Annotated in this window: 21 protein-coding genes; 5 read left to right on the forward strand and 16 right to left on the reverse strand. The window is 72.7% G+C overall.

Annotation, left to right across the window (positions count from 1 at the left end; translation table 11 throughout):
- Positions 1-36 precede the first annotated feature (36 nt).
- From OG408_RS10360 to OG408_RS10400, 9 genes are all read right to left on the reverse strand, one after another.
- Positions 37-999 carry a PDR/VanB family oxidoreductase gene (locus tag OG408_RS10360; protein WP_326669494.1) on the reverse strand — a complete coding sequence of 321 codons (963 nt, stop codon included), beginning with the start codon at positions 997-999 and terminating at the stop codon, positions 37-39.
- Entirely contained in the window at positions 996-2666 is a 1671-nt protein-coding gene (locus tag OG408_RS10365; protein ID WP_326669495.1) for a thiamine pyrophosphate-binding protein, read from the reverse strand. The genes OG408_RS10360 and OG408_RS10365 overlap by 4 nt, the downstream gene beginning before the upstream one ends.
- Before the next feature lie 32 nt (positions 2667-2698).
- The gene (locus tag OG408_RS10370; protein WP_326669496.1) at positions 2699-3484 is read right to left on the reverse strand and encodes an SDR family oxidoreductase; all 786 of its coding nucleotides are present in this window, start codon (positions 3482-3484) and stop codon (positions 2699-2701) included.
- Positions 3485-3754: 270 nt separating this feature from the next.
- On the reverse strand, positions 3755-4513 hold the full coding sequence (locus OG408_RS10375; protein ID WP_326669498.1) for an SDR family oxidoreductase: 759 nt from the start codon (positions 4511-4513) through the stop codon (positions 3755-3757).
- Positions 4513-5034: a cupin domain-containing protein gene (locus OG408_RS10380; protein WP_405402765.1), complete on the reverse strand. Its 522-nt coding sequence runs from the start codon at positions 5032-5034 to the stop codon at positions 4513-4515. Before OG408_RS10380 ends, OG408_RS10375 begins: the two co-directional genes overlap by 1 nt.
- A 42-nt stretch (positions 5035-5076) precedes the next feature.
- A complete protein-coding gene (locus OG408_RS10385; protein ID WP_326669500.1) occupies positions 5077-5874 on the reverse strand; it encodes an alpha/beta fold hydrolase in 798 nt (265 codons plus the stop codon).
- Positions 5871-6710 (reverse strand): aspartate dehydrogenase domain-containing protein, encoded by an 840-nt coding sequence (locus OG408_RS10390; protein WP_285565362.1) that lies wholly within the window; start codon positions 6708-6710, stop codon positions 5871-5873. Before OG408_RS10390 ends, OG408_RS10385 begins: the two co-directional genes overlap by 4 nt.
- Positions 6707-7675 carry a VOC family protein gene (locus tag OG408_RS10395; RefSeq protein ID WP_266777581.1) on the reverse strand — a complete coding sequence of 323 codons (969 nt, stop codon included), beginning with the start codon at positions 7673-7675 and terminating at the stop codon, positions 6707-6709. The genes OG408_RS10390 and OG408_RS10395 overlap by 4 nt, the downstream gene beginning before the upstream one ends.
- 29 nt (positions 7676-7704) lie before the next feature.
- A complete protein-coding gene (locus OG408_RS10400; protein WP_266777583.1) occupies positions 7705-9186 on the reverse strand; it encodes an aldehyde dehydrogenase in 1482 nt (493 codons plus the stop codon).
- 311 nt (positions 9187-9497) lie between these two features.
- On the opposite strand from OG408_RS10400, the gene OG408_RS10405 reads away from it, so the two are divergent.
- A complete protein-coding gene (locus OG408_RS10405; protein ID WP_266777585.1) occupies positions 9498-10958 on the forward strand; it encodes an MFS transporter in 1461 nt (486 codons plus the stop codon).
- A gap of 19 nt (positions 10959-10977) precedes the next feature.
- On the opposite strand, the gene OG408_RS10410 is transcribed toward OG408_RS10405, so the two are convergent.
- Together OG408_RS10410 and OG408_RS10415 are read right to left on the reverse strand one after the other, a co-directional pair.
- Positions 10978-11313 (reverse strand): chorismate mutase, encoded by a 336-nt coding sequence (locus OG408_RS10410; protein WP_266777587.1) that lies wholly within the window; start codon positions 11311-11313, stop codon positions 10978-10980.
- A gap of 11 nt (positions 11314-11324) precedes the next feature.
- Positions 11325-12215, reverse strand: coding sequence for a helix-turn-helix domain-containing protein (locus OG408_RS10415; RefSeq protein WP_266777589.1), 891 nt, complete (start codon positions 12213-12215; stop codon positions 11325-11327).
- A gap of 225 nt (positions 12216-12440) precedes the next feature.
- Between OG408_RS10415 and OG408_RS10420 the strand changes: the two genes are divergently transcribed.
- From OG408_RS10420 to OG408_RS10430, 3 genes are all read left to right on the forward strand, one after another.
- Entirely contained in the window at positions 12441-14243 is a 1803-nt protein-coding gene (locus OG408_RS10420; protein ID WP_326669503.1) for a glycoside hydrolase family 35 protein, read from the forward strand.
- 64 nt (positions 14244-14307) lie between these two features.
- Positions 14308-15216 carry a hypothetical protein gene (locus OG408_RS10425; RefSeq protein ID WP_266777593.1) on the forward strand — a complete coding sequence of 303 codons (909 nt, stop codon included), beginning with the start codon at positions 14308-14310 and terminating at the stop codon, positions 15214-15216.
- A 54-nt stretch (positions 15217-15270) separates the two neighbouring features.
- Positions 15271-16284, forward strand: a complete 1014-nt coding sequence (locus tag OG408_RS10430; protein WP_326669505.1) for an ankyrin repeat domain-containing protein — start codon at positions 15271-15273, stop codon at positions 16282-16284.
- Positions 16285-16380: 96 nt separating this feature from the next.
- On the opposite strand, the gene OG408_RS10435 is transcribed toward OG408_RS10430, so the two are convergent.
- The 5 genes from OG408_RS10435 to OG408_RS10455 all read right to left on the reverse strand — a co-directional run bounded on the left by OG408_RS10435 (position 16381) and on the right by OG408_RS10455 (position 20638).
- Complete coding sequence (locus OG408_RS10435; RefSeq protein WP_266777597.1) at positions 16381-17997, reverse strand: DEAD/DEAH box helicase; 1617 nt, start codon at positions 17995-17997, stop codon at positions 16381-16383.
- 262 nt (positions 17998-18259) lie between these two features.
- Entirely contained in the window at positions 18260-18463 is a 204-nt protein-coding gene (locus OG408_RS10440) for a cold-shock protein (protein ID WP_015607926.1), read from the reverse strand.
- A 294-nt stretch (positions 18464-18757) separates the two neighbouring features.
- Positions 18758-19369 carry a TetR/AcrR family transcriptional regulator gene (locus OG408_RS10445; protein ID WP_266777599.1) on the reverse strand — a complete coding sequence of 204 codons (612 nt, stop codon included), beginning with the start codon at positions 19367-19369 and terminating at the stop codon, positions 18758-18760.
- Between the two features lie 63 nt (positions 19370-19432).
- On the reverse strand, positions 19433-19939 hold the full coding sequence (locus OG408_RS10450; RefSeq protein WP_266777601.1) for a pyridoxamine 5'-phosphate oxidase family protein: 507 nt from the start codon (positions 19937-19939) through the stop codon (positions 19433-19435).
- Between the two features lie 111 nt (positions 19940-20050).
- Complete coding sequence (locus OG408_RS10455; RefSeq protein ID WP_326669508.1) at positions 20051-20638, reverse strand: HutD/Ves family protein; 588 nt, start codon at positions 20636-20638, stop codon at positions 20051-20053.
- A 132-nt stretch (positions 20639-20770) separates the two neighbouring features.
- On the opposite strand from OG408_RS10455, the gene OG408_RS10460 reads away from it, so the two are divergent.
- Positions 20771-21694, forward strand: coding sequence for a rhomboid family intramembrane serine protease (locus OG408_RS10460; RefSeq protein WP_266777605.1), 924 nt, complete (start codon positions 20771-20773; stop codon positions 21692-21694).
- The last annotated feature ends 36 nt before the right edge of the window (positions 21695-21730 follow it).

Here is a 21730-nt window from a genome sequence, read left to right on the forward strand (position 1 = left end):
TCCGCATCCCTTCGGTAGGGGTTCGTTCGGAGGGGTTCAGAGGTCGAGTACGAGGCGGGGGGTCCGGGCGCGGGAGACGCAGAGCATCATCGAGGCGCCGGCTTCGCGTTCGGTGTCGGTGAGCAGGAAGTCCCGGTGGTCGGGAGTGCCTTCGAGGACCTTGGTCTCGCAGGTGCCGCAGATGCCGTCGCGGCAGGAGGAGGCGACGGGGATGCCCGCGCTCTCCAGTGCGTCGAGTGCGGAGGTGCCGGGGGCGACCTCGACGGTGCGTCCGGTGCGGGAGCAGACGAGGTCGAAGGCGCTGTCCGCGCCGTCGCGGGGTGCGGCGGCGGGTGCGGCGAAGCGTTCGGTGCGGGCGCCGGGGTGGCGTTCCTCGACGGCGGCGAGCAGGGGTTCGGGTCCGCAGCAGTAGACCTGAGTGCCGGGGGCGAGGTCGCCGAGGAGGGTGTCGAGGTCGAGGTGGCCGTGTTCGTCCTGCGGGACGAATTCGACTGTGCCGCCCGGGAGTCCGGCCAGTGCGGTGAGTTCGGCGCCGAAGGCCAGGGAGGTACGGGTGCGGCCGCCGTGGACGAGGCGCCACGGGGTGCCGGTGCGGGCGGCCTCGCGGGCCATGGCGAGGAGCGGGGTGATGCCGATGCCGCCGGCGATGAAGAGGTAACCGGTGGCGTCGCCCGCCGGGTCGAGCTCGAAGTGGTTGCGGGGACCCTGGACATGGAGGGTCTGGCCGGGGCGGAGCTGGGTGTGGACGTGGGCGGAGCCGCCGCGGGAGGCGGGTTCGCGGAGGATGCCGATGCGCCAGCGGGTGGTGTCGTCGGGGTCGGAGCACAGGGAGTACTGGCGGATGTGTCCGCCGGTGTGCACGTCGATGTGGGCGCCGGGCCGCCAGGCGGGGAGCGGGTCGCCCGCGGGGTGGACGAGTTCGATGCTCAGGACTCCGTCGGCCTCCCAGGTCATGCGGTGGACGAGCAGGTCGAGCCGGGGTTCCTCGGCGGGCGTCATGACGGGTTGCCTCCTTCTCCTGAGGTATCGGTGGCGGTCGCGGGGAGCTTGACCGGCGGGGTGAACGGGGTGTTCATCGGGCCGAGCGCGGCGAGGTCGATCTCGACGAGGGTGGGGCCGGGGGACGCGGTGGCGGCCCTGATGACCGGCCCGGCGTCGGCTTCGGCGGCGATCCGGGCGTACGGGAGGCCGACGGCGGCGGCGAGGAGGGCGAAGTCGGGGGTGGTGAGGTCGACTCCGGAGCGGCGGGGGAAGTGGTTGTCCTGCATGTTGCGCAGGACGCCGTAGCCGCCGTCGTTGAAGACGAGGAGCGTGAGGTCGGGCTTCTCCTGGGCGAGGGTGAGGAGTTCGCCGAGGTGGACGGCGAGGCCGCCGTCGCCCGCGATGACGACGGTGGGGGTGGAGGGGCGGCCGAGTGCGGCGCCGATGCCCATGGCGAGGCCCTGTCCGATGCCGCCGCCGCGGGGGAACACGTTGGTGGCCGGGTCGGTGATCTCCAGGAGCCGGTTTCCCCAGGTGGAGGAGGGGATGGTGACGTCGCGGGCGATGACGGAGCCGGGCGGGCAGGCGTCGCGGATCGCGTCGTTGACGGCGGCCTGGGGTCCGATGGCGTGGCGCTGTGCGGTGCGGGCGTCGGTGCGGGCCCTGCGTACGCGGTCCGGCCAGCTCGTCTCCGTACCGCCGCTGGTGACGCGTCCCAGGAGTGCGGCGAGGACGGTGGCGGCGTCGCCGTGGAGGGCGCAGGTGGCGGGGTACACGCGGCCGGGGGCTGCCGGGTCCAGGTCCAGCTGGATGTGGACGGGCGGGAGTCCGAGGCTGTAGTCGGCGGTCTCGTTGGAGCGGAAGTGGGTGCCGATGGAGAGCAGGACGTCGGCCTCGGCGAGCAGGGCGCGGCCGGCGGGTGCGGTGGCGTAGTTGCCGAGGACGCGGTCGTCGGATTCGGGGACGGAGCCGCGGCCGGAGTTGGAGGTGACGAGTCCGGCGTTCAGTGCGTCGAGGAGCGCGGCGAGTTCGGGGCGGGCGCTGTTGGCTCCGCCGCCGGCCCAGACGAGGGGGCGGCGGGCGGCGGACAGCAGGGCGGCCGCTTCGTCGAGGAGTGCCGGGTCGGGCAGGGCGGGGACGGCCGGCTTCGGCACGGGGGTGCCGGTGAGCTGCTGGGTGGCGAACTGCAGGTCGATGGGCCATTCGACGCTGACCGGGCCGTGCGGTGCGGTGAGGGCGCGGGCCGCCGCGTCGCGGAGGATGTCGCCCGCGTCCACGGCGTCGGTGACGGTGACGGCGTGGGTGGAGACCGCGCGGAGCATGCCGAGCTGGTCCTTGGTCTCGTGGATGAAGCCGCGTCCGGAGCCGAGGTGTTCGCTGTCGATCTGTCCGGTGATGTGCAGGACGGGGGTGCCGGAGCTGAGGGACTCGATGAGGGAGCCCGCGGCGTTGCCCGCTCCCGTGCCGGTGCTGGTGAGGGCGCAGCCGAGGCTGCCGGTGGCGCGGGCGTAGCCGTCGGCGGCGTTGACCGCGGCGGCTTCGTGGCGGACGGGCACGAAGCGCAGGTCGCGGTCGACGGCTTCGACGAGCGGCAGGTTGTGCACGCTGACGATGCCGAACACCGTGTCGACGCCGAGTCCGCGCAGCGTCTCGACGAGCAGGTCGCCGCCGTTGGGTGGGGTCATGTCGGGTGCTCCTGGGTCTCTGGGACGGGGGGTTACGCGATGGCGCGGTTGACGCCGCCGCAGACGTCGACGGTGGTGCCGGTGATGTACGAGGCCCTGGGTGAGAGGAGGGCGGTGACGGCGTACGCGACTTCGTCGGCGTTGCCGAGGCGGCCGAGCGCGATGCCTCGGTCGGCGGCGAGGCCGGTCTGCCAGGCGGTGTAGTCGAGTGGGCTGCCGGAGGCGGCGTAGCGGCGTTCCCACTGTCCGGTGTCGATGAGGCCGAGGCAGACGGAGTTGACGCGGATGCCGTCGGGGGCGAGTTCCTTGGACAGGGAGGTGGAGAGGTTGAGGATGCCGGCGCGGGCGGCGCTGGTGGTCATCAGCGCCGTCTCGGGCTGTTTGGCGAGGACGGCGTTGATGTTGACGACGGAGGCGTGGCCGGCGGCGCGGAGGTGGGGCAGGGCGGCGTTGAGGGGGTTGAGGACGCCGAAGAACTTGAGTTCCAGTTCGTCGCGCCAGTCGTCGGCGGTGGTCTCGGCGAAGGGTTTCATCCGGGAGGCGCCGGCGTTGTTGACGAGGCCGTCCAGCCCGCCGAGGTGGTCGGCGGCGGCCTCGGTGAAGGCCTGTACGGCGGCTTCGTCGCGGACGTCGCAGGGGGCGTGGTAGAGCACGTCCGGGCCGGCGAGGCCGTCGAGGGCCCGGACGAGGGCGTCGGCGCGGCGGCCGCAGGTGGCGACGTGGGCGCCCTCTTCCAGCAGCATGCGGATGGTGGCGAGGCCGACGCCGGAGCTGCCGCCGGTGACGAGGATGCGGTGGCCTTTCAGGCGGAGGTCCATGGGGTTCCTTGCGGGTTGGGGGCGGGGTGCGGGTGCGGGGGCGGGTGCGGGTGCGGGGGCTCCGCGGGGCACCGGGACCCCGGTGCGGGGGTGTCCTCAATCGCCGGACGGGCTTGGATGCTGTGCTGGACGGGCTTGATTCGGCCGGGGCCATGGGCTCGCCCGGTGATCGTTCTGTCCTCAATCGCCGGACGGGCTTGAAGGTTGTGCCGGACCGGCTTGGAGGTTGCGCCGGACCGGCTTGGATGTGTGCCGGGCCGGCTTCGTTTCTCACTGCATCGTGAAGCCGCCGTTGACCGCGAAGGTCTGGCCCGTGATGTAGCCGGATTCGTCGCCGATGAGGAAGGCGATCAGGCCGACCAGGTCGGCGGGTTGCTGCGGGCGGGAGATCGCCCGGTTCAGGCGGTACAGCTCGTGGCGTTCTGCGGGGATGTCCACGGCGGACTCCCCCTCCGTGAGGCCGGGGGCGACGGCGTTGACGGTGATGCCGAAGTCGCCGGTCTCGCGTGCCATGGCCCGGGTCAGGGAGATCACGGCGCCCTTGGAGGCGATGTAGTGGGCGAGCCGGGGCGATCCGTACAGGGCGGCGTCCGAGGCGAGGTTGACGATGCGTCCGCTGCCGTGGTCCCGCATGAGCGGGAGGAGGGCGCGGGCGACGAGCCAGGGGCCGCGGGCGTTGACCGTCATGATGCGGTCCCATGCCTCGACGTCGATCTCGTGGAACGGTTTGCCGCCCACCGCGTTGGCGAGGCCGGCGTTGTTGACCAGTCCGTACAGCCTGCTGCCGTCCGCGGCGAGGGTGGCGGCCAGTGCGGCGGTGGAGGCCGGGTCGGCGACGTCGAGCGGGTGGAAGTCGGCGGTGATGCCCTCGGCGCGCAGTTCCTCGGCGGCCTGCGTGCCGGTCGTCGCGTCGAGTTCGGCGATGACGACGCGGTGGCCGTCGTTGCCGATCCGGCGGGCCGCGGCCAGTCCCAGGCCGCGGCCGGCGCCGGTGACGACGACCGTACGGGGGGTGTCGTCGGCGGCCATCAGTCGCGGGTGATGCCGTGCATCGGGGAGTGCTCGGGGTAGGTGGGGACCTGCGGCTTCCGGGTGCCGATGATGACGCAGAACAGGGCGTCGGTGTCGCCCTCGTTCTTCAGCGAACGGGCCACTCCGGCGGGGACGACGATCATGTCGCGGTAGCCGAGGGTGCGGTATTCGGCCTCGTCGGAGCCGCGGTGGATGCCGACCCTGACCTGGCCCTCCAGGACGAAGAAGGCCTCCTCGACGTCGTGGTGGGTGTGCTCGGGGCCTTCGGCGCCCGGCGGGAGCAGCATGTTGGAGAGGGTGAAGCCGCCGGACGGGAGGATGCGGTTGTCGTTCTCGTGGTTGCCGGTGGCGCCGGAGCCGACGTAGCGGATCTGGGCGCGCCGGTACTGGGCGCCGGCCTTCTCCTGGAAGGAGAGGGTGTTCCAGTCGGGTTCGCGGGAGTCCTTGGTGGCGATGAGGGAGTCGGTGAACTTCGCGAGGTCGCCGTCGGTCTCGTACGGGGTGTTGTCGATGGGCACGGGTGCTCCTCGGTTCGGTGGTGGGGGTTGGGGGTGGCGTCGTTACGCGGGGACGCGGGCGACGACGTGGAGGTGGGCGCGGACCCAGGCGTTGAAGGCCTCGGGGCGTTCCTGGTTGGCGAGGTGTCCGGCGCCGGAGAGGGTGACGTAGACGGACTTGGTGAGTCCGCCGGCGATGGCCTGTGACTCGTCGGTTCCGGTGACGGTGTCCTGTTCGCCGCACAGCACGAGGGCCGGTGCGGTGATGGCGGGCAGGTCGTCGGTGAGGTCGGCCTCGGCCATGGACGCGGCGGCGTATCCGTAGCCGGGGCTGCGGACGGAGGCGGCCATAGTGGCGACGACGCGTGCGACGAGCGCGGGGGGTGCGGCGGCGGAGACGAGGCGTGGTCCGCGGGCGGCGGCGAACGCCTCGGGGCCCTGGGCGGCCAGTTGTTCGGCGCGTCCGCGCATGGCCGTCGCCCTGTCCGGGTCGGTCCCGGAGCCCCGGCTGGAGTCGGCGACGATGAGCGAGGCGACGAGGTCCGGGTGGCGGGTGGCGAGGCGCAGCGCGATGACGCCGCCCCAGGAGACGCCGAGGACGTGGGCGGGGCCGCCGTGGGCGCGGATGAGGGCGGCCGCGGTGTCGGCGTAGCCGTCGAGGCCGGGGGCGTGGCCGGGGTCGGCGGAGTCCGCGTAGCCCGGGGCGTCCCAGGCCACGACCCTTACCTGGTCGGCGAGTTGGTCCAGTTGAGGGGCGAAGGCGGCGGACGAGGAGCCGATGCCGTGCAGGCAGAGGAGCAGCGGGGCGGCGGGGTCGCCGGCCTCCCGCGTGTGCACCCCGGCAACGGTGGCGGCGGTCACAGGATCTGTCCTGCCCGGCCGACGACGGCGCCGAGGCTGCGGAGCACGGCGTGCGGGACGACCTGGCTGGTGGCGGGGTTGGCTTCGTCGGGCCGGTGGGCGACCTCGAAGCGGTAGCTGCCGTGCGGTCCGGCCGCCTCGATGACGTGCCGGGTGAGGGTGGCGGCCGGGTCGGCGACGACGACGACCTCGACGAGTGCGGGGTCGCCGGTGGCGAGGGCGACGGACGCGGCGACGTTGGTCGACTTGGGGAACTTGACGGGTACGTCGCGTGCGGTGCCGCGCATCACCTCGACGGGTCCGGCGGCGGTCCGCAGCCGCTCGGTCAGTTCCGCGTCCATCCACGGCTGGTGGAGGGTGGCGGGAAGCTTGGTGGTGGTGAGGGTGACGGAGGTGAGGGGGCCGAGTCCGCGGACGGCCTGGAGGAGGTCGAGTCCGCCGACGGCTCCGCCGGTGAAGTAGACGCGTCCGGGTCCGGCGGCGCGCAGCCGGCCGGTGAGTTCGGGGTCGACGAGAGCGCCGGTGGAGGCGATCAGCAGGTCGGCGCCGCTGTTCAGGACGCGTTCGGCCCATTCCCGTACGACGGCCTGGCCCGCTGCTTCGACGATGAGGTCGCAGACGGTGAGGGCGTCCTCGAAGGACAGCTGGGGTGCGGGGGCGTCGACGAGGGGCCGGTTGTCGATGATGCAGGTGAGTTCGGCGCCGGGGATGTGTCCTTCGGCCAGTGCGGTGCCGACGACGCGTCCGATGGCTCCCCAGCCGACGAGGCCGATACGGCGCACGGGGCGGGCGGGGCGGGCGGAGGCGTCCGGCCGGGGGGTGAGGGTGGCGGTCATGCGGTCACCTCTTCCGGTGCGTCGGTGGGGGTGGTGGTGAGGGGGCCGGGGTCGGGTGTTCCGGCCATGTGGCGGCGGATCTCGGGCGAGGGCGGTCCGGCGGTTCCCCAGAGGTCGGAGAGGTCGGGGGTGCGGCGCCAGACCTTGGCGATCCAGGCGTCCTCGACGATCTGCGCGACCTCGGAGGTGTATTCGCAGACGAGTCCGGCGGGGTCGGTGAAGTAGGAGAAGGTGTTGTTGCCGGGGCCGTGCCGGCCGGGCCCCCACTGGGGGGTGATGCCGTGGTGGCGGAGGCGGCCTAGGCCGCGCATGAAGTGGTCGACGGATGTCATCTCGTACGCGACGTGGTTGAGGGAGGTCCACTCGGCCTGGTTGAACGCGATGCAGTGGTGGTCGGCGTTGCAGCGCAGGAACGCCATCTGGTGTTCGGACCAGTCGGAGACGCGCAGGCCGAGGACCGAGGTGTAGAAGGCGACGGCGGCGTCGATGTCCGTGGTGTTGAGGACGGTGTGGGTGACGCCGACGGGGACAGCGGCGTCCCGGCCGCGCGGGGTGACGGCGTGGGTCTGGGCGCTGAGTTCGATCAGCCGGCCCTCGGGGTCGGTGAAGCGGAGTCCGTAGCCGCCGCCGACCTGGTCGAGGGGGCCGGGTCCGGCGACCGGGACGATGGAGCGGGCCAGGAGCCGGCGGGCGGCCTCGTCGATCTCGGCGGGGGTGGCGACGGCGAAGGTGATGCGGCCGAGGCCGTTCTGCTCACCGCGGGCGAGGTGGAGGACGTGGTGCTCCTCGCCGGTGCCGCGCAGCCAGGTGGCGTCGTGTTCGCGTTCGACGGGTTCCAGGCCCCAGACCTCGGCGTAGAAGTCGGCGGACTCGGTGAGGGCGGGGGTGCGGAGCTCGACGGAGCGCAGGGCGCGCAGCCGGGCGACGGGTTCGGGCAGCGGGTGTGGGGTGTTCTCGTACGGCATGGGGGGCTCCGGCTTCTTCTCGCTCGGCTTCACTGGGCGGCCCAGGGCAGCGGGGTGGTGTCGGTGGCCCAGTAGAGGGACTTCTGCCGCTGGTAGCCGCGGACGAGGTCGCGGCCCTTCTCGGTACCGATCCCGCTGTCCTTCAGCCCGCCGAACGGGGTGGAGATGCTGAACTGCTTGTACGTGTTGATCCAGACGGTGCCCGCGTCGATGCGGCGGGCCAGGCGCCAGGCGCGGGCGTGGTCTCGGGTCCAGATGCCGCAGGCCAGTCCGTAGACGCTGTCGTTGGCCAGGCCGACGAGGTCGTCCTCGTCGTCGAAGGGCAGGGCGACCAGGACCGGGCCGAAGATCTCCTCCTGGCAGACGCGGGCGGTGTGGGGCAGGCCGTCCAGGACGGTGGGGAGGTAGTAGGCGCCGTCGCGGTAGCGCTCGCCTTCGGGGGCCGCTCCCCCGCAGCGGACGGTGGCGCCTTCCTCGCGGGCCAGGTCGACGTAGGCGGCGACGCCGTCGCGGTGCTTGTGGTGGACGAGGGGGGCGACCTGGGTGTCGGGGTCGGTGCCGGGTCCGACGCGCAGTTTCTCGGTGCGGGCGACGAGTTCGCCGAGGAACTCGTCGTAGCGGGAGCGGGCGACGAAGAGCCGGGAGCCGGCGATGCAGCTCTGTCCGGTGGAGGAGAAGACGCCGTACATGACGCCGGCGACGGCCTGTTCCAGGTCGGCGTCCTCCAGCACGATCGTCGGGGACTTGCCGCCGAGTTCGAGCGAGACGGGGATGAGCTTGTCGGCGGCGACGTGGGCGAGGGTGCGGCCGGTGGCGGTGCCGCCGGTGAAGGTGATCTTCCCGACGGCCGGGTGGCGGACGATCGCGTCGCCGATGACGCTGCCGCGGCCGGGCAGCACGGACAGCAGGGCGGTGGGCAGTGCGGCCTCGGTGAGGGCCTGGTGGACCAGCCGGCCCAGCGCGAGGGCGACGAGCGGGGTCCATTCGGCGGGCTTGAGGAGGACGGCGTTGCCCGCGGCGAGGGCGGGGGCGAGCTTCTGGGCGTCGCTGGCGATCGGCGAGTTCCAGGGGGTGATCGCGCCGATGACGCCGATGGGTTCGTGGACGCTCATCGTGACGTACGGGCCGCGGGACGGGGTGAGGGCGTCCTCGGCGGTCTCCAGGGCGGCGGCGGTGTAGCGGAAGGTGCCAGCGGCGCTCAGGACGAGGGCGCGGGTCTCGGTGCGGCACTTGCCGGTGTCGGCGGTCTGCAGGGCGGAGAGCCGGTCGGCGCTCTGCTCGACGAGGTCGGCGATCCGGTGGAGCAGCCGGGCGCGGAGGTGGGCGGGGAGGGTGCGCCAGGCAGGGTCGTGGGCGGCGCGGGCGGCTGCGGTGGCGGCCTCCTCGACGTCGTCGAGGGATGCGGCGTGCACGGTGGCGATGACCTGGCCGGTGGCCGGGTCGACCGTCTCGATGAGGGCGCCACGGCCCTGCCGCCACTGCCCCGCGACCAACACCTCGTCGGCAAGCATCAGTTGGCCTCCTGCGATCGAATCGGTTACCTCAGGCCTAAAAATCTAAGTGCTTAAGCAATTCCCCGCAAGCCCCCTCGGCAAAATCTCCTTTTGCCTCCGGAGGGGTTGACGGCCACCGGCCCCGGCCGGATAAAACTTAAGCACTTAAAAGCTAGGCACTTACAGAGGTCAGTGGGTGATCTCACGGGCTCACGAGCATCGGGCGGCCGTTCCCACCCGTACGCTCAGCTCATCCCCGTCCCCTCTGCGACCCCGTACACCTGGCTCCCCAACCGCTCCGGCCCCACGCGGAGCAGGAGGAACCCTGGATGAGCACCGACACCGCGCAGGGCGCCGAACCGGATCCCTCGCCGGCCGGCCCCACCGAAACCGCCCTCACCACCCGCGCCGGCATCGCCGCCCGCTTCGAGCGCCTGCCGCTCTCGCGCTGGCACGTCACCGTCCGCCTGATCGTGGGCGTCGTCACCTTCTTCGAGGCGTTCGACCAGCTGCTGATCGCCTACGCGCTGCCCGAGCTCCGCGACGAGTGGCACCTGACCACGGGTGACGCCACCGCGGTCCTCACGGTCGGCTCGGCCGGCATGCTCGTCGGCGCCCTGCTCTCGGGACGGCTCGCCGACCGCTACGGCCGGGTGAAGGTGATCGCGTACTGCGTGGCCGCGTCCGGTCTGGCGAGCCTGGCCCTCACCGCCTGCACCTCGCTCACCCCGTTCCTGGCCCTGCGCTTCCTCCAGGGGCTCGCGATCGGCGGCGAGGTGCCGGTGGCGGCCGCCTTCATCAGCGAGATCACCCGGAGCTTCAAGCGGGGCCGCTTCGTCCTGCTGTACGAACTCGTCTTCCCGGCCGGCCTCACCGTCGGCGCCCTGGTGGCGGCCTGGGTGGTCCCGGCGGCGGGCTGGCGCGTGATGTTCGCCGTCGCCGCCGTACCCGGGCTGCTGGCCTTCCTCGTCCAGCGCAGGGTGCCGGAGTCCCCGCGCTGGCTCGCGGACCGCGGCCGGCTCACGGAGGCCGACGCGGTGATGAGCGGGATCGAGGCGAAGGTGTCGGCGGCCACCGGGCAGCCCCTGCCCCCGCCGGTGGCCGCCCCGGCCGCGCCCGCCCCCTCACCCGCACCGGCCGCCGGGACCGCCACCCCCGCGGAACGCGCCGCGACGGGTGTGCGCGGCCTGTTCACCGGCCGCTACCGGCGCCGCACCCTGGTCGTCGGCGCGATCTGGTTCACCGGCTACTTCGTGAACTACGGCGTGACGTCCTGGCTGCCCAGCATCTACAAGGACGAGTACGGCCTCGGCCTCTCCGACGCCCTGCTCTACTCCACCGTGACCTCGGTCGCCGGACTGCTCGGCTGCCTGTTCGTCGCCCTCACCGTGGACGTGCTGGGCCGCCGCCGGATCTTCGCCGTCTGCCTCGGCGCCTCGGCCGCGCTCCTGCTTACCCTGGCGGCGCTCGGCGCCCACTCCCCCGTACAGGTCCTGATCTGGACCTCGCTGTCCGCGGTCGGCTTCTTCGGCTCCAACATCTGCCTCTACCTGTACACACCCGAGCTGTACCCGACCCGGATGCGCGCCCTCGGCTGCAGCGTCGGTGGCGCGGTCAACCGCCTCGGCGTGATCCTCGGCCCGATCCTGGTGGGCGTCGTCTACGCGGCGAACGACAGCGTCGTCGCCGTGTTCGTGATGCTCGGCGCGGTGGCCGTGATCGGCGCGGTGGTGGCGGGGACCCTGGCCGAGGAGACGGCCAACCGGCCACTGGAGGAGATCTCCCCCTGAGGCCCCCGGGCCGGGACCGCTACTCCCCCGCGCCGCCCGTCCTGCTCGCCGACTCCTCCGCGATCCGCTCGTGGTGGCGGATGACCTCGGCCACGATGAAGTTCAGCAGCTTCTCCGCGAACGCCGGGTCCAGGTGCGCGCTCTCGGCCAGCTGACGCAGCCGGGCGATCTGCCGGGACTCCCGGTCCGGATCGGCCGGCGGCAGCTGGTGGGCGGCCTTGAGGTGGCCGACCTGCTGGGTGCACTTGAAGCGCTCGGCCAGCATGTGGACGACTGCCGCGTCGATGTTGTCGATGCTCTCGCGCAGCCGGTTGAGTTCGGCGCCTACGGAATCGTCGATGTCGCTCGTGGTCATGGTCAGCGAGCTTAGACGCCGGGCTGCTGGATGATCGTCGGAGGGTGTTCCGGGTCCGGGACCCGGTCGCTCCAGCCGCCCGGCACACTGCGGCCCTGCTGCTCGCGGAAGCGGACCGGGGCCATGCCGACCCGGCGGGCGAACAGCCGGGAGAAGTACGCCGGATCGTCGTAGCCGACGCGCCGGGCGACCGCCGCGACCGGCAGGTCACCGGTGGCGAGGAGCTCCTTGGCGCGGCCGAGCCGGATGGTGAGGAGGTAGTCCTTCGGGCTGCAGCCCGCCCCCCGCCGCACCGCCGTGCGCAGTTCGGCGGGTGTCATGCCGTGCCGGGCCGCGTGCTCGGCGACGGACAGCGGCTGGAACGCGTCCCTGGCCAGGGCGTGCAGCACCGGGTCGCCGTCCGGGCCGACATCGGCCCTGGCCCGGCGCAGCGCGACGAGCAGTTCGTGGACGGCCGCGCCGGTCTCCACCTCCAGCAGCGGATTGCCGCGCCGGGCGGCCCGGACCATCCGGCCGATGGCGGCGCGCGGTGCCGCGGTGTCGGACAGCGGGACGAGGGGGCGGTCCGGTTCGATGTAGCCGAGCTCGGTGTACGTGGTGGTGGCGGGCCCGGTGAAGTCGACGAAGCTCTCGTCCCAGCCGGTGGCCGGGTCGGCGCCGTAGTGGTGCGGGGTGCCGGGGGTGAGCCAGATCAGGCTGGGCGCGGTGACGGGGACCCGGCGGCCGTCCGGCCCGGCGAACCATCCGCTGCCCGTGTGCACGACGACGGCCACGTGGTGGTCCAGGGTGCGGGGGCCGACGGTCGGCAGCGTGCCGTGCTGCAGGCCGACGCCCAGACAGACCAGGCCGAGGCGGTGGTGCAGCGGGCTCGGCGTGAAGAAGCGCATCCAGGTGTGGTACATCGGCCCTCGCTCCTGAGTCCGCTCCCGTGTGACGTGCGGCGTCGTGTGCTGTGTCCAAACAGCAGTGATCTTTGTCCATGGACCGGCCGCACGCCAGGGGGTGAGGCTGGCCCGTGACCTTCCTCCCGGGTTCGCCCGCTCCGTCACCCGTACCGCACACGGCCCGTACCGGGCCGCGGAGCGCGGCGTGGCCCGGGACCGCGCGCACAGGAGAGAACGAGCACGATGGCTGACTTCACCGTGGGGGACGACCACTTCCGGCTCGACGGGAAGCCCGTACGGCTGCTGTCGGGGGCCCTGCACTACTTCCGGGTGCACGAGGCGCAGTGGGACCACCGGCTGTCGATGCTGCGGGCGATGGGCCTGAACTGCGTCGAGACGTACGTGCCGTGGAACCTCCACGAGCCGCGGCCGGGCGAGTTCCGGGACGTCACGGCGCTCGGCCGGTTCCTGGACGCGGCGCACCGGGCCGGTCTGTGGGCGATCGTCCGCCCGGGTCCGTACATCTGCGCGGAGTGGGAGAACGGCGGGCTGCCGGCCTGGGTGACCGGGCGGTTCGGCCGGCGGGTGCGGACCCGGGACGCCGGCTACCTGGACGCGGTGCGGCGTTGGTTCGACGAGCTGCTGCCGCAGGTGGCGGAGCGGCAGACCGGCCGCGGCGGCCCGGTGATCATGGTGCAGGCGGAGAACGAGTACGGCAGCTACGGCACCGACGCCGTCCATCTGCGCCAGGTGGCCGATCTGCTCGTCGCGCACGGGCTGAGCGTTCCGCTGTTCACCTCCGACGGGCCGGAGGACCACATGCTCACCGGTGGTTCGGTACCCGGCCTGCTCGCGACGGCGAACTTCGGTTCGGGGGCGCACGAGGCGTTCCGGGTGCTGCGCCGCCACCAGCCCGCAGGTCCGCTGATGTGCATGGAGTTCTGGTGCGGCTGGTTCGAGCACTGGGGTGCGCCGCCGGTCGTACGGGATCCGGCGCAGGCCGCCGGTGCGCTGCGGGAGATCCTGGAGTGCGGGGCCTCGGTGAACATCTACATGGCGCACGGGGGGACGAACTTCGGCGGCTGGGCGGGCGCCAACCGGGCCGGCCCGCTCCAGGACCAGGAGTTGCAGCCGACGGTGACGTCGTACGACTACGACGCGCCGGTCGACGAGTACGGACGGCCGACGGAGAAGTTCCGTCTGTTCCGTGAGGTCCTCGCGCGGTACGCGGACGGGCCGCTGCCCCCGCTGCCGCCGGAGCCCGTGGGGCTGACGCCGGTGCGGGCCGCGCTGACCGAGTGGGCACCGCTGCCCGCCGTGCTGGAGGCGCTGGGCGACGAGGAACGGGCGGAGTCCGGTGTGCCGCCCACGTTCGAGGAGTTGGGGGTGGACCGCGGTCTGGTGCGCTACCGGGTCGCGGTGCCGGGTCCGCGCCGCCCCTACACCCTGGGGATCTCGGGCCTGCGCGACCGGGCGGTGGTGTACGTGGACGGGGTCCGCAGGGGCGTCCTGAGCGAGGAGGACAGCACCCTGCCGGAGCCGGTGGCCGGGCCCGCCGATGTGGAGCTGTGGGTGGAGTCGCTGGGCCGGGTCAACTACGGGCCGCGCCTGGGCGAGCCGAAGGGGATCACCGGAGGTGTGCTGCACGAGCGCCAGTTCCTGCACGGGGTGCGGGCGCGGGCGCTGCGGCTCGACGCGTTCGACGAACCGGCCGCGGTGGCGGGTGTTCCGTTCGTGCCGGTCGACGGGTCCGGGGGGACGGGTCTGTACCGGGGCACGTTCGAGGCCGGGGACGTGTCGGGGACGGGGCACGCCGGGCTCGAACTGCCGGGCTGGACGCGTGGATTCGTCTGGGTGAACGGCTTCTGCCTCGGGCGGTACTGGGCGGCGGGCCCGCAGCGCACCCTGTACGTGCCGGGTCCCGTGCTGCGCGACGGGGTCAATGAGGTGTGGGTGCTGGAGCTGGAGGGTGCGGCGGCACCGTACGTGTCGCTGGGACCGGGGGTGCCGGTGCGGGCGCCCGTGCGGGCGGCCCCGGACGCCTGACGCGTCCCGCCCGCCGCGGTCTACAGTGGTGCGGAGTCGAGCGCCACGGCGCGGGGGGAGGGACATGTCGGACAGCCCCCACGGCAGCCCGGTGGTGCACGGTTTCCCGCATCTGGCCACCGTCCGCTCCGCGATCACCGCGCTGTACCGCCGCCTCTCCTACGACGGCGTGCACCGCTTCGCCCCGAGCCTCGCCCCCGCCGACGCGGCGTTCGCCGACGCGGACGACCTGCATCTCGGTGCGCAGCGGGTGGCGCGGGCGATGGTGCAGCACCTGCGGCTGCCGGATGCCCGGATGATCGTGGCGTTCCGTGCGATGGAGCATGCGGGAAGCGTCGAACTCGCGGCGGGGCCGGAGTACTTCATCGAGCTGAACGACCGGTTCCGCACCCATCGCCGGGACATCGGCGCCGCGTTGTCGCACGAGGTCATGCATGTGCTGCTGCACCGGCTCGGCCTGGAGTTCCCGGGCACCCGGGACAACGAGATCCTGACGGACACGGCGGCGGCCTATCTGGGGGCCGGCTGGCTGCTGCTGGACGCGTTCCGGGAGGACGCCACGTCCAGCCAGAAGCTCGGCTACCTCACCCCGGAGGAGTTCGGGTACGTGCTGGCCAAGCGGGCGCTCGCCTTCGACGAGGACCCGTCGCCGTGGTTCACCAGTCCGCAGGCGTACACGGCGTACACCAAGGGCCGGGCGCAGGCCCTGCGGGAGAGCACGCAGCCGCCGCTGACGGCCGCGGGCTGGGCGGGCCGCCGCCGGTACGCCAAGGACCGGCGGTACGCGCAGGACCATCCGGGCGCGGTTACGGGCCCGGGGCCGGAGGTGCCGTACTCCTTCGAGTCCGGCGGGGACGGGCTGCGGGTCGCGTTCGCCTGCCCGACCTGCCACCAGCGCAACCGGGTTCCGGTGCGCGGCCGGGTGCGGGCGCGGTGCGCGCTGTGCCGGACCGTGCTGGACTGCACGACCTGAGAACGGCCCGCTCCGGGCAAGTGGCCTTGCCGCGCGGCGTATTACAGTCGAAATGTGACAGAAGATCCGATGGCGGCAGCAGCGGGCGGACACCGCCTGTTCGATGCGTTGTACGAGGGTGAGAACGCCGTCGTACGGCTGCTCCGCAGCGGTGTGTCCGCCGAGTCGGTGGACGAGGACGGTGCGAGCGCGCTCTATCTGGCGGCGGTGTCGGACCGTCCGGGGGTGGTGCGGCTGCTGCTCGCAGCGGGCGCGGACCCGGACCGGGCCTGTGGTCCGGAGGCGGGCGACCTGCCGCTGTGCGGGGCGGCGTGCGGCGGGCACACGGAGGTGGCCGAGGCACTGCTGGCGGCCGGTGCGCGGCCGGATCTGCGGGAACAGTTCGGGTTCACGGCGCTGCGCTGGGCGGTGGGGCTGGGTCACGCGCGTACCGCCGAGGTGCTGCTGGCGTACGGCGCCGATCCCTGTCTGCCGGGCCCCGAGGGCGAGTCGCCGCTGCTGCTGGCGGCCCGGCGGGGCTCCCTGCCGACGGTCCGAGCCCTGCTGAGGCATGGTGCGGGAGCGGTGGAGGGTGCCGTCGAGGAGGCGCTGGGCGAGGCGCGGCGCATGCTGAACACCGACCTGGAGCAGGAGATGCGGGCGGGTCTGCGGGAGTTGTACGGGGACGCGTACGACGTGGTGGTGCGCCGGACCGTGGTCGACGACGGGGAGACGCTGACCGTCGAACTCGTCCGCGAGGGCCGGCCGGCCGCCGGCCGGGACCAGCAGACGGGGCACGGTGCGATCGCCACGGTCCTGGAGGCGGAGCTGGGTGTGCGCGCTTCCTTCGAGGAACTGGCGCGACGGGCGCTGCGGTCCGGGGGCCCGGGGCTGGACAACTGGCAGGCATCGGCCGGGGCGCTGTGCGGGCGCGGCGACGAGGAGACCCGCCAGGCGGCGGCCGCGTGGTGTGCGAGCGGTGAGCCGTTGCTGCGGGAGTTCGGCGCGGAGGTGCTGGCGGGGCTGGATGCACGCCTTCCGGGGACGCTGCCCCCGGATGCCGGCTCCTCAGTCACCGGAGAGGCCTGATTCCAAGCCCGTCCGGTGTGCGAGGACGGAAGCGGCACGGCGGGCGAACCCGCGCGACGCTCCGTCCTCGCACACCGGACGGGCCGAAGACCCCGGTTACGCCGCGCGGCGTCCGCGCGAGGGCGCACCGCTGCGGCCGGTACCGCCCGAGCGGCCCGTGCCACCGGCACGACCCGCTCCGCCGGTGCCCTGCGCGCCGCCGCCACCGGCAGCACCCGCGCCGCCGGAGCCACCGCGGCGGCCACGGCCACGGCTGCCCGAGCGGAAGCCGCCACCGGTGCCCGTGCCCGCACCACCCGCGCCGGAGCGCGTGCGCGGCTTCGGCTGGGTGGGCTGCGGGACCTCGATCACGATCGCGACGCCGGACGGCTCGCGTGCCCCGGTGATCCGGGTGAGCTCCTCGTCGCTGGACTTGATCCGGGTGGTGCGCGGCGCGATGCCCGCGTCCTGCATCAGCCGGGTCATCTCCCGCTTCTCCTCGGGCAGCACCAGCGTGACGACGCTGCCGGACTCCCCGGCGCGCGCCGTGCGCCCGCCGCGGTGGAGGTAGTCCTTGTGGTCGGTGGGCGGGTCCACGTTGACGACCAGGTCGAGGTCGTCGACGTGGATGCCACGGGCCGCCACGTTCGTCGCGACGAGCGCGGTGACCTGGCCGTTCTTGAACTGGTCCAGGGTCCGGTTGCGCTGCGGCTGCGAACGGCCGCCGTGCAGCGCGGCAGCCCGAACGCCGCTGGCGAGCAGCCGCTTGGCGAAGCGGTCGGCGGCGCGCTTGGTGTCGACGAACATGATGACGCGGCCGTCACGGGCGGCGATCTTCGTGGCGACGGCCTTCTTGTCGGTCTCGTCGATCACGTGGAGCACGTGGTGCTCCATGGTGGTGACGGCACCGGCGGACGGGTCGACGGAGTGCACGACGGGGTCGGTCAGGAACATCTTGACCAGCCGGTCGATGTTCTTGTCCAGGGTGGCGGAGAACAGCATCCGCTGTCCGCCCTCCTCGACCTGCTTGAGCAGGGCGACGACCTGCGGCATGAAGCCCATGTCGGCCATCTGGTCGGCCTCGTCGAGGACCGTGATGGCGACGTCGTCCAGGCGGCAGTCGCCGCGCTCGATGAGGTCCTTGAGGCGGCCCGGCGTGGCGACGAGCACCTCGGCGCCGCGGCGCAGGGTGCCGGACTGCTTGCTGATCGACATGCCGCCGACGACGGTGGCCATCCGCAGGTTGACCGCGGTGGCGTACGGCGTCAGCGCGTCGGTGACCTGCTGCGCGAGCTCACGGGTCGGGACGAGGACGAGCGCCAGCGGTGCCTTCGGCTCGCAGCGGCGTCCGGCGGTGCGAGCCAGCAGCGCGAGGCCGAAGGCGAGGGTCTTGCCGGAGCCGGTGCGGCCGCGGCCGAGGATGTCCCGGCCGGCCAGCGAGTTCGGCAGGGTGGCGCCCTGGATCGGGAACGGGTCGGTGACGCCCTGCGCGGCAAGGGTTTTCAGCAGGGCGGCGGGCATGTCCAGCTCGGCGAACGCCTCGACGGCGGGCAGTGCGGGGGTCATGGTTTCGGGCAGGGCGAACTCACCCTGCGGCGGCGTGGCCCTGCGACGGGGTGACGCCTTGCCGGATCCCTTGCCGGAACCCTGTGCGGTTGCCTTTGCCTGGGCCGTGCCACGCCCCCTCGACGGGCGATTGCGGGCGGGACGGTCCTGACGTTCGGAGCGGGTCATACGGAATTGCCCTCCTGGGGGATTCCTGGGGAACTACGTGGGACTGCTGGGGACTGCTCAAGAATTCCGGGTCCGCGCGGATCTGCGGAGGTGACCGCTGCGCACGGAGCGCGGAGCTCTCTCGGGCACCCGGGGTGCTTCGTCGCACCCGGTGCGGGGCGCCGGTCCGGCGCCCGTCTTTGCGTTGCTTCCCAGGGACAGCACAAGCCGGGACCCGCACCTTCACGGTGCGGGCCCCGGCTGCGAGGTACGCGTCCGGCAATTAGGCCGGGACGATGTTCTCCGCCTGCGGGCCCTTCTGGCCCTGCGTGACGTCGAAGGAGACCTTCTGGCCCTCCTGGAGCTCACGGAAGCCCTGGGTGGCGATGTTGGAGTAGTGGGCGAAGACGTCGGCGCCGCCGCCGTCCTGCTCGATGAAGCCGAAGCCCTTTTCCGAGTTGAACCACTTCACGGTTCCAGTAGCCATGTCATTCTCCTAAAACAGGTGCAGTGCCGGAAATCCGCACTTTACGAATTCCAAGTCGCCGCATTGAGCCCCACCCGGAGAAAGCCGGAAAACAATAAAGCGCCTGAGGAAGCATTCCCGTCAGGCGCACATAAAGTTCATGGGTACCAAAACTGCAACCGGACCACCGTAGCACGATCTGCCGACCAGCGGTGGAACGCGCCACGCCGCCGGCCGGCGGATATCCGTGCGAACCCTTGGGGCGTCCGGCCCGGAGCCGTTCGGGGCGCGGGTGGATTTCCCGCCCCGGCCGGTTCAGCCGCGCAGGGCGATCCCGTCCAGGACCATCGAGAGGTACTGCCGGGCGATTTCCTCGGGGCTGTGCCGGCCGCCCGGCCGGTACCAGGAGGCGGCGACCCAGACGGTGTCGCGGACGAACCGGTAGGTGAGGCGGATGTCGAGGTCGGCGCGGAAGGTCCGGTCGGCGACGCCGCGCTCCAGGGTGCCGAGCCAGGCCTTCTCGAACCTCTGCTGGGACTCGACCAGGTAGTGGAACCGCGGCTGGGCCACCAGGTGCCCGGACTCCTTCTGGTAGATGGCGACGGCGGCCCGGTGCCGGTCGATCTCGCGGAAGGACTCGGTGACGAGCGCCTCGATGGTCTCCCGGGGGCCGAGCCCGGCGCCGAGGACGGTGTCGTACCCCTCCCACAGTTCGTTCAGGAAGGTGGAGAGGATCTCGTCGAGCATCGATTCCTTGGAATCGAAGTGGTAGTAGAGGCTGCCCGCGAGCATGCCGGCCTCGTCCGCGATCCTGCGGACGGTGGTGGCGTTGTATCCCTGGGCGGCGAACACCTCGGCGGCCGTGGCGAGCAGTTCGCCGCGGCGCTCGGGCGAGGGGGTCGCCTGGGGCTTCTTCTTGGTAGGCACCCGCCCATTCTCCGCCCGGCGGGCGGCGCGGCGGACACCGCGTCGCCCGCCTCCCCGCAGCGCTCAGGGCGCGGTGGACGCCGGCCCGTCGTCGTTGCCCCGGCGGATCGTCCGGAGCGGGTGACCCGGACGCCAGGTCCGGATGAGCAGGGTGTCGCCCCCTTCGAGCCCGATGCGCACCACCTCGGTCAGCTCGACCCGGAAGAGGTGGAAGGGTTCCGGCGGCTTCACCTCGGCGATGAAGCGGGCGAGCACCTCGGGGTCGGTCACCTCCACCGCGCGTCCCGAGATCCGCACGTCGCCGTCGGCCATCTCGGCGTCCGGGCCCGGGTTGGCCTGCACCGCGAAGCGGGGGTCGCGGCGCAGGTCCAGCGCCTTGCGCGAGTTCGGCATCATGCCGAGGAAGGGCTCGCCGAGCCGGAAGTCCACCTCCAGGCCGGTGACCCGCGGCGAGCCGTCGCTCCGGAGGGTCGCCAGGACGTGGTGCTTGTACTGCTCGAACCGCTGTCGCACGGTGTCGGCGAAGTCCGGCTCCGCCGACCGGAAATCTGCCCAGGAGGATGAGGTCATGGCTCCATGGAACCCGGGAAACCCGACACCCTCTGTCCGGATTCCGCGAGGACGGTGCGGACCACCCGATCGGATGCCCGGCGGGCAGCCCCCGGGGTACCGCCAGTACCGCTACCGGCCGCCGGGCTCGTCGCCCGACAGCGTGACCAGCGCCGCGTATCCCTGCGTCCGCAGTACGCAGGACGCCTCCCTGCTCCGCAGCAGCACCGCGTCGTAACGGCCGAGCACGGTGTCCGTCCCGTCGACGACGGCGCCGTCCTCGATCGCCACGGCCAGCACCGCCCCGCCCTCCGGCGCCATCAGCCGCAGGGTGCCGCGCACCACCGCCGTCTCCGCCCGGACCCGGTCACGGCGGTACATCACGTTGAGGTTCACGACCGGGCCCGCCAGGAGCCGGCCGTCGGTGTCCAGGTCTCCCGGGAAGTCGTGCGGCCAGTACGGCTCGTCGACGATGTGGTGCTCGCCGCCCACCATCAGGTCCATCCCGGCCCCCTCCACCACGGTCAGGGTGCGGTCGACGCCCGTGAACACGGAGAACGGCCCGTCCGCCGCCACGTCCGCCAGGCTGACCCGCCAGTCGAAGGCGCCGGTCGTGGCGCCGGGGGACGCGGCGATCTCCCGGGTGACGCCCCCGCCGTTCTTCCACGCCAGCGGTGTGCGGCCGGCCGCACGCAGGATCCGGAAGGCCTCGGCGGTCATCAGGGGGCTCCGATCGTCGGGGGTGGGGGAACCCGAGCCTAAACCCGGGTGTGTACCCCTTCCCCGGGTTCGCTATCTTGATCGCCGCCGCCCCACCGGCTTCTTGTCCGTACACCGATGAAGGAGCCGGCCATGGAAGCCGCCGCCACCACGTGCTACCGCCACCCGTCGTACGAGACGTATGTGAGCTGCACCCGCTGTGAGCGCTTCATCTGCCCGGACTGCATGCGCGAGGCCGCCGTCGGCCACCACTGCGTGGAGTGCGTGAAGGAGGGGCGGCGCTCGGTGCGGCAGGCGCGCACGGTGTTCGGCGGCGCGGTGTCCCGGGACGCGGTGCCGCTCGTCACCTACGTGCTGATGGGCCTCAACATCCTGGCGTACCTGGGCGAGCTGGTCCGGCCGGGGATCGTCGACCGGTTCGCGATGACGGGTGCCGGGCTGACCGGCCCGGACGGCGCCCAGTACGTCTACGTGGACGGCGGATTCCCCGGATTCGACGTGACCGGTGTGGTCGACGGTGAGTGGTACCGGCTGCTGACGGGGGCCTTCCTGCATCTGCCGCCGGGCGAGTCCTCCTTCGGCTCGCTGCCGTTCGGCGTGCTGCACATCGCCTTCAACATGTACGCGCTGTGGAATCTGGGCCGGGTCGTCGAGGAACAGCTGGGGCGGGCCCGCTATCTGGCGCTGTACCTGCTGTCGGCGCTGGGCGGCTCGGTCCTGGTGTATCTGATCGCGCCGCTCGACTCCTCGGTGGGCGCGTCCGGTGCGGTCTTCGGTCTCGCCGCGTCGTTCTACGTCATCAGCCGGCGGCTGGGCCGGAACATGCAGGCGGTGAACCGGTTCCTGGCCGGGTTCCTGATCTGGATGGTGATCTCCGCGGGCTTCACCTCGTGGCAGGGGCATCTGGGCGGGCTGCTGACCGGTGCGCTGGTCACGGTCGTCTACGCGTACGCCCCGGCGCAGCGCCGCACGGCGGTCCAGGCCGCCGGGTGCGTGGTGCTGCTGGCCGTGCTGGTGCTGCTGGTGGTCCTCAAGACGTCGGCGCTGACGGGCTGAGCGGGGAGCGGTTCCGCGGTCTGACACGATGACCGC

The organism is Streptomyces sp. NBC_01257, from assembly GCF_035917255.1.
Lineage (GTDB): Bacteria > Actinomycetota > Actinomycetes > Streptomycetales > Streptomycetaceae > Streptomyces.